The organism is Pseudomonas sp. 20-5 (assembly GCF_056782835.1).
Genome location: NZ_CM165584.1, coordinates 5,362,675 through 5,377,258, shown reverse-complemented (window position 1 = coordinate 5,377,258; position 14,584 = coordinate 5,362,675). Strand labels below are relative to the sequence as shown.

General features: G+C 64.5%; 13 protein-coding genes. 4 read left to right on the top strand and 9 right to left on the bottom strand.

From position 1 onward, the window contains the following. The first annotated feature begins 75 nt into the window (after window positions 1-75). From rpsO to AC1RB9_RS24810, 4 genes are all read left to right on the top strand, one after another. Complete coding sequence (rpsO, locus tag AC1RB9_RS24825) at window positions 76-345, top strand: 30S ribosomal protein S15 (RefSeq protein WP_003095184.1); 270 nt, start codon at window positions 76-78, stop codon at window positions 343-345. A gap of 173 nt (window positions 346-518) precedes the next feature. Beyond that, window positions 519-2,624: a polyribonucleotide nucleotidyltransferase gene (pnp, locus tag AC1RB9_RS24820; RefSeq protein ID WP_003095181.1), complete on the top strand. Its 2,106-nt coding sequence runs from the start codon at window positions 519-521 to the stop codon at window positions 2,622-2,624. 271 nt (window positions 2,625-2,895) lie between these two features. Further along, window positions 2,896-3,240 (top strand): BON domain-containing protein, encoded by a 345-nt coding sequence (locus AC1RB9_RS24815; protein WP_003095177.1) that lies wholly within the window; start codon window positions 2,896-2,898, stop codon window positions 3,238-3,240. A 49-nt stretch (window positions 3,241-3,289) separates the two neighbouring features. Next, complete coding sequence (locus AC1RB9_RS24810; protein WP_003095174.1) at window positions 3,290-3,487, top strand: CsbD family protein; 198 nt, start codon at window positions 3,290-3,292, stop codon at window positions 3,485-3,487. A gap of 59 nt (window positions 3,488-3,546) precedes the next feature. Here AC1RB9_RS24810 and AC1RB9_RS24805 read toward each other — a convergent pair whose 3' ends face one another. The 9 genes from AC1RB9_RS24805 to panB form a co-directional block, all read right to left on the bottom strand. Further along, entirely contained in the window at window positions 3,547-3,861 is a 315-nt protein-coding gene (locus tag AC1RB9_RS24805) for a DUF2845 domain-containing protein (protein WP_003100526.1), read from the bottom strand. Beyond that, entirely contained in the window at window positions 3,858-4,151 is a 294-nt protein-coding gene (locus AC1RB9_RS24800) for a DUF2845 domain-containing protein (RefSeq protein WP_003100541.1), read from the bottom strand. Before AC1RB9_RS24800 ends, AC1RB9_RS24805 begins: the two co-directional genes overlap by 4 nt. Window positions 4,152-4,155: 4 nt before the next feature. Next, window positions 4,156-7,422, bottom strand: coding sequence for a DUF748 domain-containing protein (locus AC1RB9_RS24795; protein WP_003457162.1), 3,267 nt, complete (start codon window positions 7,420-7,422; stop codon window positions 4,156-4,158). A gap of 124 nt (window positions 7,423-7,546) precedes the next feature. Then, window positions 7,547-8,428 (bottom strand): oxygenase MpaB family protein, encoded by an 882-nt coding sequence (locus AC1RB9_RS24790; protein WP_003113910.1) that lies wholly within the window; start codon window positions 8,426-8,428, stop codon window positions 7,547-7,549. Window positions 8,429-8,525: 97 nt separating this feature from the next. Then, window positions 8,526-10,463 carry an acetate--CoA ligase gene (gene acs / locus AC1RB9_RS24785; protein WP_003095161.1) on the bottom strand — a complete coding sequence of 646 codons (1,938 nt, stop codon included), beginning with the start codon at window positions 10,461-10,463 and terminating at the stop codon, window positions 8,526-8,528. A 193-nt stretch (window positions 10,464-10,656) separates the two neighbouring features. Continuing rightward, entirely contained in the window at window positions 10,657-12,321 is a 1,665-nt protein-coding gene (gene pgi / locus AC1RB9_RS24780) for a glucose-6-phosphate isomerase (RefSeq protein WP_003100194.1), read from the bottom strand. Between the two features lie 89 nt (window positions 12,322-12,410). After that, window positions 12,411-12,791, bottom strand: coding sequence for an aspartate 1-decarboxylase (gene panD, locus AC1RB9_RS24775; RefSeq protein ID WP_003095150.1), 381 nt, complete (start codon window positions 12,789-12,791; stop codon window positions 12,411-12,413). 93 nt (window positions 12,792-12,884) lie between these two features. Next, window positions 12,885-13,736 (bottom strand): pantoate--beta-alanine ligase, encoded by an 852-nt coding sequence (gene panC, locus AC1RB9_RS24770; protein WP_003457159.1) that lies wholly within the window; start codon window positions 13,734-13,736, stop codon window positions 12,885-12,887. Next, window positions 13,733-14,533, bottom strand: a complete 801-nt coding sequence (gene panB / locus AC1RB9_RS24765; protein WP_003457157.1) for a 3-methyl-2-oxobutanoate hydroxymethyltransferase — start codon at window positions 14,531-14,533, stop codon at window positions 13,733-13,735. Before panB ends, panC begins: the two co-directional genes overlap by 4 nt. Window positions 14,534-14,584 lie beyond the last annotated feature (51 nt).

The window sequence follows — 14,584 nt, the reverse complement described above, 5'->3', positions numbered from 1 at the left end:
TCAGCAGGCACGGTCACTCCTCCTTTTAAAACACGGGAAGCGATTCCCGGCCTGTTCACTCAGAGGAAGCCCATCATGGCACTGAGCGTTGAAGAAAAAGCGCAGATCGTTAACGAATACAAGCAAGCTGAAGGCGACACCGGTTCCCCGGAAGTGCAGGTAGCCCTGCTGTCCGCCAACATCAACAAGCTGCAGGATCACTTCAAGGCCAACGGCAAGGATCACCATTCCCGCCGTGGTCTGATCCGTATGGTTAACCAGCGCCGTAAGCTGCTGGACTACCTGAAGGGCAAAGACGTGTCTCGCTACACTGCCCTGATCGGCCGTCTGGGTCTGCGTCGCTAAGCGACGCCGGTCGGCAGCTTGAAGCAAGGAGCTGGAAGTCTGGCGTCGATACCCGCACACGAGGCGGGTATCGGCGTCGGGCTTCCAGCTTCGCGCTTTCTAGGAATCGATTCGGGTCCGACTCCCGGCATTCCACCGATTTCCCCCAAGGCAACATAGAAGGTAAAGACACCGTGAACCCGGTAACCAAGCAATTCCAGTTCGGTCAGTCGACCGTCACTCTCGAGACCGGCCGTATCGCTCGCCAGGCCACCGGCGCCGTACTGGTCACCATGGACGACGTCAGCGTGCTGGTCACCGTGGTCGGCGCCAAGTCGCCGGCCGAAGGCCGCGACTTCTTCCCGCTGTCCGTGCACTACCAGGAAAAGACCTACGCCGCAGGCCGTATCCCCGGTGGTTTCTTCAAGCGTGAAGGACGTCCTTCCGAGAAGGAAACCCTGACCTCGCGCCTGATCGACCGTCCGATCCGTCCGCTGTTCCCCGAAGGTTTCATGAATGAAGTGCAGGTCGTCTGCACCGTCGTTTCCACCAACAAGAAGTCCGATCCGGACATCGCCGCGATGATCGGCACCTCCGCCGCCCTGGCGATCTCCGGCATTCCGTTCGCCGGCCCGATCGGCGCCGCCCGCGTCGGTTTCCACCCGGAAATCGGCTACATCCTCAACCCCACCTACGAGCAACTGCAGAGTTCCAGCCTCGACATGGTCGTGGCCGGTACCGAAGACGCCGTGCTGATGGTGGAGTCCGAGGCCGACGAACTGACCGAAGACCAGATGCTCGGTGCCGTGCTGTTCGCCCACGACGAGTTCCAGGCGGTGATCCGTGCCGTCAAGGAGCTGGCCGCCGAAGCTGGCAAGCCGGCCTGGGACTGGAAAGCCCCGGCGGAAAACACCGTGCTGGTCAACGCCATCAAGGCAGAGCTGGGCGAAGCGATCTCCCAGGCCTATACCATCACCATCAAGCAGGACCGCTACAACCGTCTGGGCGAGCTGCGCGACCAGGCCGTGGCCCTGTTCGCCGGCGAGGAAGAGGGCAAGTTCCCGGCTTCCGAGGTCAAGGACGTATTCGGCCTGCTGGAATACCGCACCGTTCGCGAGAACATCGTCAACGGCAAGCCGCGTATCGACGGTCGTGACACCCGTACCGTGCGTCCGCTGCGCATCGAAGTCGGCGTGCTCGGCAAGACCCACGGTTCCGCGCTGTTCACCCGTGGCGAAACCCAGGCCCTGGTCGTCGCGACCCTCGGCACCGCGCGCGATGCCCAGCTGCTGGATACCCTGGAAGGCGAGCGCAAGGACGCCTTCATGCTGCACTACAACTTCCCGCCGTTCTCGGTAGGCGAGTGCGGCCGCATGGGCAGCCCGGGTCGTCGTGAAATCGGCCATGGCCGTCTGGCCCGTCGTGGCGTCGCCGCCATGCTGCCGACCCAGGACGAGTTCCCCTACACCATTCGCGTGGTTTCCGAGATCACCGAGTCCAACGGTTCCAGCTCGATGGCCTCCGTGTGCGGCGCCTCCCTGGCGCTGATGGATGCCGGTGTGCCGGTCAAGGCGCCGGTCGCCGGTATCGCCATGGGCCTGGTCAAGGAAGGCGAGAAGTTCGCCGTCCTGACCGACATCCTCGGTGACGAAGACCACCTGGGCGACATGGACTTCAAGGTTGCCGGTACCGACAAGGGCGTCACCGCCCTGCAGATGGACATCAAGATCAACGGTATCACCGAAGAGATCATGGAGATCGCCCTGGGCCAGGCCCTGGAAGCTCGCCTGAACATCCTCGGCCAGATGAACCAGGTCATCGCCAAGCCGCGCGCCGAGCTGTCCGAGAACGCCCCGACCATGCTGCAGATGAAGATCGACTCGGACAAGATCCGCGACGTCATCGGCAAGGGCGGCGCGACCATCCGTGGTATCTGCGAAGAGACCAAGGCCTCGATCGACATCGAGGACGATGGCAGCGTGAAGATCTACGGCGAAACCAAGGAAGCCGCCGAGGCCGCCAAGCTGCGCGTCCTGGCGATCACCGCGGAAGCCGAGATCGGCAAGATCTACGTCGGCAAGGTGGAGCGCATCGTCGACTTCGGTGCCTTCGTCAACATCCTGCCGGGCAAGGACGGCCTGGTGCACATCTCGCAGATCAGCGACAAGCGCATTGACAAGGTCACCGACGTGCTGCAGGAAGGCCAGGAAGTGAAGGTTCTGGTGCTCGACGTGGACAACCGTGGCCGCATCAAGCTGTCGATCAAGGACGTGGCTGCCGCCGAAGCTTCCGGCGTGTAAGTCGAGTCGTGATCGATGAAAACAGGGCCCTCGGGCCCTGTTTTCGTTTCCGCGACACGCTTCTCGGCGAAGGGGCGAATCCTTGCATTTTGCAAGCCCTGTCATCCCCAATTCGGCATTCTGCAACCGTCTCGCTTCCAGTCTGTTTTTTAACTTATTGTTTTTAAAGGATTTTATTTTAGAGGAAAACTGGCACAGCGCTTGCGATATCTACTATGCAACTGACGCCAGGAATGGCTGCAGTTTTTCGAAATCCATAGGAGAAACCGCAATGAAATTCAGCAAACTCGCTATTGCCGCTGCTACTGCCACTGCTCTGAGCTTCTCGATGGCCAATGCGTTCGCTGCCCAGCCCATCAGCCTGGCGGCCAACGACACTATGCAGAAAACCGAAGAAGCGGTTTCCGATACCTGGATCACCAGCAAGGTGAAATCCAGCCTGATCGCCAACAAGAATGTCAGTGGCGTCGATATCAAGGTCGAGACCAACAAAGGTGTGGTTTCCCTTTCCGGCAACGTGAAGAGCGATGCCGAGCGTGACCTGGCGATCGAGACCGCCAAGGGCATCAAGGGCGTGAAAGCCGTTTCCGCCGATGGCCTGAAATCGGTCGAGTAAGCGCCCGAGCCGAACGATCCCTTTTCCCTCGTCACCAGGAGGAAGACCGATGAATTCCGATGTGATCAAAGGTAAGTGGAAGCAACTCACCGGCAAGATCAAGGAGCGTTGGGGCGATCTAACCGACGACGATCTCCAGGCTGCCGACGGACATGCCGAATACCTGGTCGGCAAGCTGCAGGAACGCTATGGCTGGTCCAAGGAAAGGGCCGAACAGGAAGTTCGCGACTTCAGCGACCGCCTGTGAACAGGTAGAAAGAAGCCCCGCCGGGATTGCCCGGCGGGGCTTTTTCATGGGCGCTGGATTCAGTCGCCGCGCCGGCTCTGGATGGCGCTGAGGCGGTTGCCCTCGAAACGGACGAAATACAGCATGCCGTTCCATGGGCCATAGACCCATTCCTGGACCTCGACCTCGTAGCGCTTGCCCCATTCCCCGACGACCTCGCGATAACCCAGGCTGTCGCGGCTGCGTGGCTCGCCGCAGCGCGCAAGGACGTCGGCGCTGCTGTCGCCGGTACTCACCAGGCGGCTGCCGCAACGCAGCGAATCGGCCTGAGCATGTGCCAACGGCAGCAGGGACAGCAACGCCACCAGCCCGGTGCGCGGAAGCGAGCGATTCAACGCTTGAACTCGATGCGTTTCAGCTTGTTGGCTTCGAAGGTCAGTATGTAGGTCACGCCGTTGCGCGGGCCGTACACCCACTCCTCGACCTTGAATTCCCGCCGATCGTAGCTGCCCAGGGTATAGCCGACGTCGTCGCGGTGATCCGGATCGCCGCACTTTTGCTGTACTTCGAAGGCCCGGTCGCCGACGCTGACCAGCGCACTGCCGCAACGCATGGTGTCGGCCTGCGCGCTCGCGCAGGCAAGGTAGAGCAGGGGGGCCGCGAGGGCGGCGAATCGCTTGTGCAAGGTATCACTCGCTATCCAGGTGCAGTTGGGTGTCGACATTACCCTTGTCTTCGCCTTCGGCGAAACTGACGTCGATCAAGTAGATGCGATCGTCCGGCAACTGGCCTTTCTCCACCAGGTAATCCTTGATCCGGGTGGCCCGGGCCTGGCCGATCTGGCGCAGCAGCACCTGGCTCTTGGCCCAGGAAGCGATCACCGCTTCGCGCATCTTCGCGGTGCGTTCGTCGCTGTCCAGTTCCTTCCACTCGGCCGGTGGCTGCTGCTTCAGGCGGGTCCGGTAGATGCCTTCGAGCAGCGGTGCCTGCATGTTCTCCGGCACCTCGAGCTGCTTGGCGTCGCTCGGTACCTTGTCGCCGCGACGCTGGAGCATGCGGTAGTAGGTGTTCTGGTATTCCAGTTCGAGACGCTTGGCGCCGATCGAGGGACCGTCAGCCGCGGCGGAGGCCACGCCTTCCACTTCCAGGCGCAGCGCCGGCCGCTCCTTGAGCGCATCGGCGAGCTTGTCGAGGTTGGCCTGGGCTTCTGGCGTCAGCTCGTCGCTGCCCGCGGCGAAGGTTACCGTGCCGAGATCCTCGTTACCGCCGGCGGCTAGGCCGGCGATGAACTTGAACGGCGCCTGCACGGCGCGCAGGACCAGGTTGCGCAGGGTCTGCCAGACGATCGGCATGACGCTGAACTCCGGGTTGTTCAGATCACCGGCCACCGGCAACTGGATATCGATGTTGCCCTTGGTGTCCTTGAGCAGGGCTACCGCCAGCTTCACCGGCAGGTCCACAGCATCCGGGCTGTCGACCTTCTCGCCGAGTTGCAGGCCTTCCAGCAGGACCTTGTTTTCCGCTTTCAGTTGGCTACGTTCGATCTGGTAGTGCAGGTCCAGGTTGAGTCGCCCCTTACGGATGCGGTAGCCGGCGAACTTGCCGGAATAGGGCGTCAGGGTGGTCAGCTCGACGCGCTTGAAGCTGGTGGTGATGTCGAGCTTCTTCAGCGGGTCGAATGGGTCCAGTTCGCCGGCGATGGTCACCGGTGCGTACTTGTCGACCTTGCCCTTGATGTCCACCTTGGCCGGCTGCGAGTTGCGCGTGTCGAGGGTGCCGACTTCGCCGCTGAGCTGCTGGATGGCGGTACCGAACGGCGGCATCAGGGTCAGGTCGGCGAAGTTCGCCGAGCCGTTGTTGATCCGTACGCCGCCGATGTGGATGCCCAGCGGCTTGCTCGCCGGCGCATTCTTGCTTTCGGCGGCGGTCTTGCCGGACGAACTAGCCGGTTGCGGGATGATCAGCTCGCTGACGTTGGTGCTGCGATCTTCGTTGATGATGAAGCGGGCGTAGGGCTCCTCGAAGGACACGCTCTGGATCGACAGGCTGTCCTCGTGCCGGTAGGCGAGGCCGTTGAGGGTCAGTTTGGTCCATTTGACGAAGTCGCGGTCCTTGATGGTATCCAGGGTATGCAACTGGCTGACTTCGGCGCTGCCGTCGACGCTGAAAGCCAGCGGCTCGACGCTCTTCAGGTCGACCGCCAGCTCGCTGCCAAGGAAGCCGCTGCGCAGTTCCAGGCGGATGAACGGCGAGATGTAGGCCTGGGCCACGCGCAGGTCGATGTCGCGGGTACTGACCTTGAGCCTGGCGCTGACCGGGTCGAGCACCACCTGGCCGCTGGCCTGGACCTGGCCGCGGTTGCCGAGGCTGGTCTTGAGCTTGAGGTCGAAGGGGGTCTTGCCGAGGCTGTCGACGTTCTGCAGGTCGAGGTCCAGCGGGCCGACTTCCAGCGGGACCTCGGTGGCCGGCTGGCGATCCACCAGGTGCGCCTTGTAGCCGCGCAACTGGGCGTCGCGCAGGACGATGTGCCAGGGCTTGGCAGGCGTCTCCGCGGCGGCTTTCGTACTTTCCGGCGGAGGCGTCTTTGCAGTGCCGGCGAGCTGTTGCGGAGAGTCGCTGGCCGCCTTGTCGATCTCCGCAGTCTTGGCCGTTTCCTGCCCGGTTGCCTTGCCGGTCTTCGGAGCCTTGCTCGTCTCTTGCTTGGCTACCTTGTCGGCAGCGCCTTCCGCGGCCTTGGCGGACTCTTTGTCGTCCGTTGCCCTTTCCGTCTCGGCGACGCTGGCGTCCTTCTCCGCCGGCCTGTCCTTGCCCGCGTCGCCCGAGGCTATCGCGGCTGCCTTGGCGGCACCGTCGGTTGCCGGTTCGCTGGTGGTCTTCGCCGCGTCGGTCGGGGCAGCGGCGGGATCGGTGTTTTCCGCCGGCTTGGGTGCAGGCGCCTTGCGTGGCGGCGGAGTGAAGTCGGCGAACAGTTTCTGCCAGTCGAGCTGGCCGTCCTTCTCGCGCGCGGCCCAGGCCTCCAGGCCCTGGCTGCGGACTTCGCCGAGCACCACTTCCTGCTTGGCCAGGTCCAGGGTGGTAGCGGCCACGTCGAGGCTGGCGAGCTTGGCCAGCGGCTTGCCCTGGGGCGAATTGATGCTGAAGTCGGCGAGTTTCAGCGCGGCCTTGTCGAGCAGCAGCTGGGTGTCCTTGGACAGGTCCAGGCGATAGTCGCTGGAGAGGCTGACCACGCCGTTCTCCAGCACCAGCGGGGCATTGTCGCGGACATAGGGCCACCAGGCCTTGAGCTGGATATCCTTGACGCTCAGGTGGCCCCTGGACGTGATCGGCACCAGGGTCAGGTCGCCTTCCCAGTCGAGGCGGCCGCCGTTCGGGCCGGTGGCGACCAGGGTCATCTTCGCGCCGTCGTCGGGCAGGGTGCTGAGGTTGTGCAGCTCGAAGCCCAGCGGATCGAAGCTGAAGTCCACCGGCTCGCTCGGTCGCAGGTCCTGGAAGTGCAGGCTGCCCTCGGCCAGTTGGATGCGGTCGATGCGCAGCGGGAACGGGTCGCTCGGCTGTTCAGGCTCGGGCGATTCGCTCGGCGGGATCCTGAACAGGCTGGCCAGGTTGAGCTGGCCCTTCTCGTCGAACAGCAGTTCGGTATGCGGACCTTCCAGCTCGACGTCGGCCAGGTGCAGCTGGCGTTTCCACAGGCTGTCCAGCTGCAGGTTGGCGTACAGCCGGCGGAAGGCGAGCTGGGGGTTCTTCTCCTCGCCCAGGCGCAGACCCCAGAGGGTCAATTCCAGGCTGAAGGGGTTGAATTCGATACGTTCGAGACGTGCGGGGACGGTGGCGTATTGCGCCAGTTGCTGGTTGGCGACGCGCAGCCCGATGCCGGGTATGAGCAGGAAGCCCAGCAGGCAATAGACGAGGAAGGTGATCAGCAGGGCGCTGACAGCGCGTTTCAGTCCTTTGGGCATGGCTCTCTTTCGTTTTCCGTTCTAAGCGGTGCGTTGGAGTATGGCACGGCCTCAAGGTTCCGACCGTGATTCGCGCCGTTTCAGAGCCTTTGGACGGGTATTCTTGCTGTCACGGCACGAAAGTTCAGTGGCTCACCGGCGGCAGCCCCATGCGCCGGCAGGCTCGATGCATCGAAGCGTTGCGCACCGCCCAGCGCAGCAAGGGTACGCTGCGCCTGACGCTGCCGCGGATCAGGCGGCGTTGTAGCGGACTGAACGGGAGGTCGAGCATCGATCCGGCCCATTCCGGCAACAGCTCGGCGCCTGCGCGCAGCATCAGCGCGCCGAACGGCCTGGCCAGGGTGCTGGGCGCTGGTGCGTTGAAGAGAATCCGCACCACTTCGCGGGTGCGTTCGTCGCAACGCAGGCGTGGACGCATGGCCTCCAGGTAGGCGGCGATCTGCTGGCGGTCGCGCGGTACCGCGCGGGCGCCGAGGCGTTCGGCGACCAGGGCGATTTCCGAGTAGTAACGGTCCTGCTCGCTGCCCGGCAGGTCGGGATTGAGATAGCGCAGGTAGGACTTGAGAAAGCTGCTGACCTCGGCGACATGCACCCAGGTCAGCAGGTCCGGGTCGCTGGCGGAGTAGGGCGTGCCGTCGGGCAACTGGCCGATGACGCTTTCGTGGATGCGCCGGACCCGCTCGATCAGTCGCTCGGCATCGGCCAGCGGGCCGTAGGTGGTGGCCGAGATGAACTGACCGGTGCGACGCAGGCGCCCGAGCAGGTCGTCGCGGAAATTGGAGTGGTCCCACACCCCCGCCAGGGCCAGCGGATGGAGCATCTGCAGGAGCAGCGCGCCGATGCCGCCGATCATCATGCTGCTGAAGTCGCCGTGGACCTTCCAGCAGGCGGCATCGGGGCCGAACAGGCCCGGATCGCCTTTCGGCGACTCGAAGTCGACACCGCCGACGGCGAGCCCGGTAAGGCTCAGCACCTGGCTTTCGATATGGCGACGGACGCTTTCCATGGGGGGCTCGCTACGACAGGGCAGGCACGAGCTTAACCCAGGCGCCGGAGAGACTGGAACCGTCCCGCGCCGCAGGGCGGCGGGACGGTTGCGCGGGTCAGCGGTTGAGGCGGTTGTCGATCAACCCCTGCACCACTCCCGGATCGGCCAGGGTCGAGGTATCGCCGAGACTGTCCAGCTCGTTGCAGGCGATCTTGCGCAGGATACGCCGCATGATCTTGCCGGAGCGGGTCTTCGGCAGGCTGGGCGCCCATTGCAGGTGATCCGGCTTGGCGAAGCTGCCGATCTCCTTGCCGACCAGGGCCAGCAATTCCTGTTGTAGCGCCTCGCTGGGCTGACTGCCGGCCATCAGGGTGACGAATGCGTAGATGGCCTGGCCCTTCACATCATGCGGGCAGCCGACCACTGCCGCCTCGGCCACCGCATCGTGCAGGACCAGCGCGCTCTCGACCTCGGCGGTGCCGATCCGGTGTCCGGAGACATTGATCACGTCGTCGACCCGGCCGGTGATCCAGTAGTAGCCGTCCTCGTCGCGGCGCGCGCCGTCGCCGCTGAAGTAATACCCGGGGTAGGGCTTGAAGTAGGTGTCGATCATCCGCTGGTGGTCGCCGTAGACGCTGCGGATCTGACTCGGCCAACTGGCCTTGATCGCCAGTACGCCGCTGCCCGCGCCGTCGATTTCCTTGCCTTTCTCGTCGAGCAGCACGGGTTGCACGCCGAAGAACGGGCGGGTAGCCGAGCCTGGCTTTAGCGCAGTGGCGCCGGGCAACGGGGTGATCAGGATGCTGCCGGTCTCGGTCTGCCACCAGGTATCGACGATGGGGCAGCGCTTCTCGCCGACCACCTGGTAGTACCATTCCCACGCCTCCGGGTTGATCGGCTCGCCCACCGAGCCGAGCAGGCGCAGGCTGCTGCGCGAGGTCTGGCGGACCGGGGCGTCGCCTTCGCGCATCAGCGCGCGGATCGCGGTCGGCGCGGTGTAGAAGATATTCACCTGGTGCTTGTCGATCACCTGCCAGAAGCGCGAGGCGTCCGGGTAGTTGGGCACGCCCTCGAACATGAGGGTGGTGGCACCGTTGGCCAGCGGGCCGTAGACGATATAGCTGTGTCCGGTGACCCAGCCGACGTCGGCGGTGCACCAGTAGACGTCGCCATCGTGGTAGTCGAACACGTACTTGTGGGTCATCGCCGCGCCGAGCAGGTAGCCCCCGGTGGTGTGCAACACGCCCTTCGGCTTGCCGGTGCTGCCGGAGGTATAGAGGATGAACAGCGGGTCCTCGGCGTCCATCGCTTCCGCCGGGCAGTCGGCTGAGGCCGCGTGGAGCGCCTCGTGGTACCAGATGTCGCGACCTTCGACCCAGGGTATGTCGCCCTGGGTGCGCTCGACCACCACCACGGTAGAGACGTCCGGGCAGTCCTTCAGTGCCTTTTCCACATTCTGCTTCAGCGGGATGTACTTGCCGCCGCGCACGCCCTCGTCGGCGGTGATCACGGTGCGGCAGTCGGCATCGAGGATGCGGTCGCGCAGCGAGTCCGGCGAGAAGCCGCCGAACACCACCGAGTGCACCGCCCCGATACGGGCGCAGGCGAGCATGGCGTAGGCGGCCTCGGGAATCATCGGCATGTAGATGCAGACCCGGTCGCCCTTTTCCACGCCGCGGCTCTTCAGCACGTTAGCCAGGCGGCAGACGTTGTGGTGCAGCTTGCGGTAGGTGATGTGCGCGGATTCGCTGGGGTTGTCGCCTTCCCAGACGATCGCGATCTGTTCGCCGCGGCGTTCCAGGTGGCGATCGATGCAGTTGTAGGCGACGTTCAACTGGCCGCCCTTGAACCAGGTGGCCTGGCCTTTCCTCAGGTCGCCGTGGTGGACGCTGTGCCAGGGCTTGAACCAATCGAGGAAGGCCTTGGCCTGCTCGCCCCAGAACTCGTCGGGGTTCTCGACGGATTGGCGGTACAGGCGCTGGTAGTCGTCGTCGTTCAGGTAGGCACGCTGGCGGACGGCGTCCGGCACCGGGTGGACGCTGATCTCGAACATGGCGGTTTCCTTTGTTTTTCTGCTCCGCAAGGTGTCGAGAGACCGCACGCGGCCCCTCTCCAGGTTCGACCAAGGGTGGGCCAGGCGAGAGCCATGTTCAAGTGCCAAAGACGCGAGCGGGGAAGGCGCGGGGGTCAATCGCCGGACGGAATGAAAAAGCCCGGCCTAGGGCCGGGCTTTGGGGAGAGGCGGATCAGCCGCGATGGCGGCCGCGGAAGAAGTCGATCAGGCCTTGGGTCGAGGCGTCCTCGGCCGGGGTTTCCTCGCTGCCGACCAGGCGCGAATAGACACCCTTGCCGAGTTCCTTGCCAAGCTCCACGCCCCATTGGTCGAAGGCGTTGATGCCCCAGAGGATGCTCTGTACGTAGACCTTGTGCTCGTACATGGCGATCAGCGCGCCGAGGCGGCGGGCGCTGATGCGCTCGACCACCAGGGTGTTGCTCGGTCGGTTGCCCGGAATCACCTTGTGCGGCGCCAGGCGCTGCACTTCGGCTTCCGGCAGGCCCTTGGCGCGCAGTTCGGCCTCGGCCTCCTCGCGGCTCTTGCCGAGCATCAGCGCCTGGCTCTGCGACAGGCAGTTGGCGTACAGCCACTGGTGATGGTCGGCCACCGGGTTGTAGCTGCTCACCGGGACGATGAAGTCCGCCGGGATCAACTGGGTGCCTTGGTGCAGCAACTGATGGTAGGCGTGCTGGCCGTTGCAGCCGACACCACCCCAGATCACCGGCCCGGTGCCGCTGGTGACCGGCGTGCCGTCCTGGCGCACGCTCTTGCCGTTGGATTCCATGTCCAGTTGTTGCAGGTGGTCGGTGATATTCCGCAGATAGTAGTCGTAGGGCAGGATCGCGTGGCTGTTCGCGCCCCAGAAGTCGCCGTACCAGACGCCGAGCAGGCCGAGCAGCACCGGGATGTTGCGTTCGAACGGCGCGGTCTGGAAATGCTGGTCCATGTTATAGGCGCCGGACAGCAGTTCCTTGAAGTTGGAGATGCCGATGGACATGGCGATCGGCAGGCCGATGGCCGACCACAGCGAGTAGCGGCCGCCGACCCAGTCCCACATGGGGAAGATGTTTTCCTCGCGGATGCCGAAGGCGATCGCGGCTTCCTTGTTGCTGGAGACGGCGATGAAATGGCGGTAAAGCTCTTCCTCGGTGCCGCCCTGGGCCAGGTACCAGGCGCGTGCGGCCTGGGCGTTCTTCAGGGTTTCCAGGGTCCCGAAGGACTTGGAGGAAACGATGAACAGGGTGGTCTCGGCGTTCAGGCGGCTGGCCAGTTCATGGAACTCGCTACCGTCGATGTTCGCCAGGTAGTGGCAGCGCACGCCTTTCTGGGCGAACGGCAGCAAGGCTTCGGATACCAGTTGCGGGCCGAGGAAGGAGCCGCCGATGCCGATGTTCACCACGTCGGTGATCGGCTTTTCGGTATAGCCGCGCCACAGGCCGTTGTGCACGTAGCCCACCAGCTCGGTCATCTGGTGCAGGACGCGGTGGACTTCCGGCATCACGTCGACGCCATCGACCAGCACCTTGTCGCCGATCGGTCGACGCAGCGCGGTATGCAGTACCGGCCGGCGCTCGGAGGCATTGATCGCCTCGCCGTCGAACATCGCCCGGATCGCGTCGCTCAGCCGTGCTTCCTCGGCCAGCTTCACCAGCAGGTCGATGGTGTCCTGGCGAATCAGGTTCTTCGAGAAGTCGAGGAACAGCCCACAGGCGCTGAAGGAAAACCGCTTGAAGCGCTCCGGATCGTCGATGAACGCCTGGCGCATCCTGAAGTCCTGCAGTTCCTGGCGATGGGCGGCCAGGGCGCGCCAACTGTCGAGTTGCGTGGCATCCAGCGGAGTGAGGTGGTGCTTCATGGCTGACCTTCTGGTTGGAATTCGATGGCGCACTTATTTGAACATGAAAAAGCCCGGATGAAACCGGGCTTTATCCAGAGGGGGCGAGGTCAGGCGACCTGTATCGGAATCGCCTCGCTGGTATGGCTGAGCTGGTTGCCCGGCGCCATGTACAGCATGCGCGGCTTGTGGCTGGCCAGTTCGGCTTCGCTGTAGTGTGCGTAGGCGCAGATGATCACGCGGTCGCCGACCTTGGCCTTGTGTGCCGCGGCGCCGTTCACCGAGATCATCTTCGAGCCGTTCTCGGCGCGGATCGCATAGGTGGTGAAGCGCTCGCCGTTGTCGACGTTGTAGATCTGGATCTGTTCGTACTCGCGGATTCCGGAGAGGTCCAGCCAATCGCCGTCGATGGCGCAGGAGCCTTCGTAGTCGAGGACGGCATGGGTGACTTCGGCGCGATGCAACTTGGCTTTGAGCATTATGGCGTGCATGGGGCGACTCCTATCGGGTCCGCGGGGGGCGGCAGAGTATGGCGAGTCCGTGGTGAGCGCTCAAGCCCCCGGGAACCGGGGGCTCGGCATGCGTCAATCGAGGTGGACTGAGAGGTTGTCGATCAGCCGCGTACTGCCCAGGTAGGCGGCGACCAGGATCACCAGTTGGCGGTCGCCGGGTACCCCGGGGCGCAGGCTGATCGGCTCGCGGATTTCCAGGTAGTCGGGGCGCAGCCCGGCCTGTTCCAGGGCCTGGCGGGCGTCGGCGAGCAATGCCGGGAAGTCCTCGGCGCCGGCGCGGATGCGTTCGCCGAGCTGCCGCAGGGTGCGGTAGATCGCCGGGGCGGCGGCGCGCTGCTGCTCGTCGAGGTAACCGTTGCGCGAGGACAACGCGAGGCCATCGGCGGCGCGCACCGTCGGCTCGCCGAAGATCTGCACCGGCAGGTTGAGGTCGCGGACCAGCTTGCGGATCACCGCCAACTGCTGGAAATCCTTTTCGCCGAACAGCGCGAGGTCCGGCTGGACCATGTTCAGCAGCTTGCTGACCACGGTCGCCACGCCTTCGAAATGGCCGGGACGACTGGCGCCGCAAAGACCTTCGGAGACGCCGGGAACATGGATGCGGGTCTGCCCGTCCATGCCGTCGGGGTACATTTCCTCGACGGTCGGGGTGAACAGCAGGTGGCAGCCGGCTTCGAGCAGGCGTTCCTGGTCGGCTGCGAGGGTTCGCGGGTATGTGTCGAGGTCTTCGCTGGGGCCGAATTGCAGCGGGTTGACGAAGATGCTGACGACCACGAAGTCGGCGCGTTCGCCGGCTTTCTTTACCAGCGCGGCATGGCCGGCGTGGAGGTTGCCCATGGTCGGCACGAAGCCGATGCGCTTGCCTTCGCTGCGGGCGCGCGCCACCGCGGCGCGCAGTTCACGGACGGTCTTGACGGTGTTCATGCGTTGAATCCGTGTTCGGCGGCGGGGAAGGACACGTCCTTGACGGCGCGGACATAGGCCGCGATGGCGGCCGGGATGCTCTCCTGGCCTTGCATGAAATCCTTGACGAACTTGGGCGAGCGGCCGGTCAGCGAGAGACCGAGCATGTCGTGCATGACCAGCACCTGGCCATCGGTCGCCGCACCGGCGCCAATCCCGATCACCGGGATCTTCACCGCCTGGGTGATCTCTTCGGCCAGCACGCTGGGCACGCACTCCAGCAGCAGCATGGCGGCGCCGGCCTGCTCCAGGGCGATGGCATCGGCGCGCAACTGGCGCGCCTGGGTTTCCTGGCGGCCCTGGACCTTGAAGCCGCCGAACAGGTTGACCGCCTGCGGGGTCAGGCCGAGATGCGCGCAGACCGGCACGCCCATCTGTGCCAGGCGGGCGATCGGCTCCGCCAGCCAGGCCCCACCCTCCAGCTTGACCATGTGTGCGCCGGCCTGCATCAGGCGGACCGCGTCGGCAAGGGTCTGGGCCATGGAATGGCTGGATTCGAAGGCCAGGTCGGTGACGATCAGGGAACCTTTGTTACCGCGTTTCACGCAGGCCGTGTGATAGGCCATTTCCTCGTTGCTGACCGGCAGGGTGCTGTCGTGACCCTGCAATACCATTCCGAGCGAATCTCCGACCAGAAGCACGTCCACGCCGGCCTGGCTGGCGGTGTGGGCGAAGGTGGCGTCGTAGCAGGTCAGCATGGCGATCTTCTCGCCGCTCTGCTTCAACCCTTGCAGGGTGGTCAGGGTTACATCAGGCATGGAAAGGCTCCTCGTTGGGCCGGTGATGAGCCGGCGCGGGGCAAACGGCCA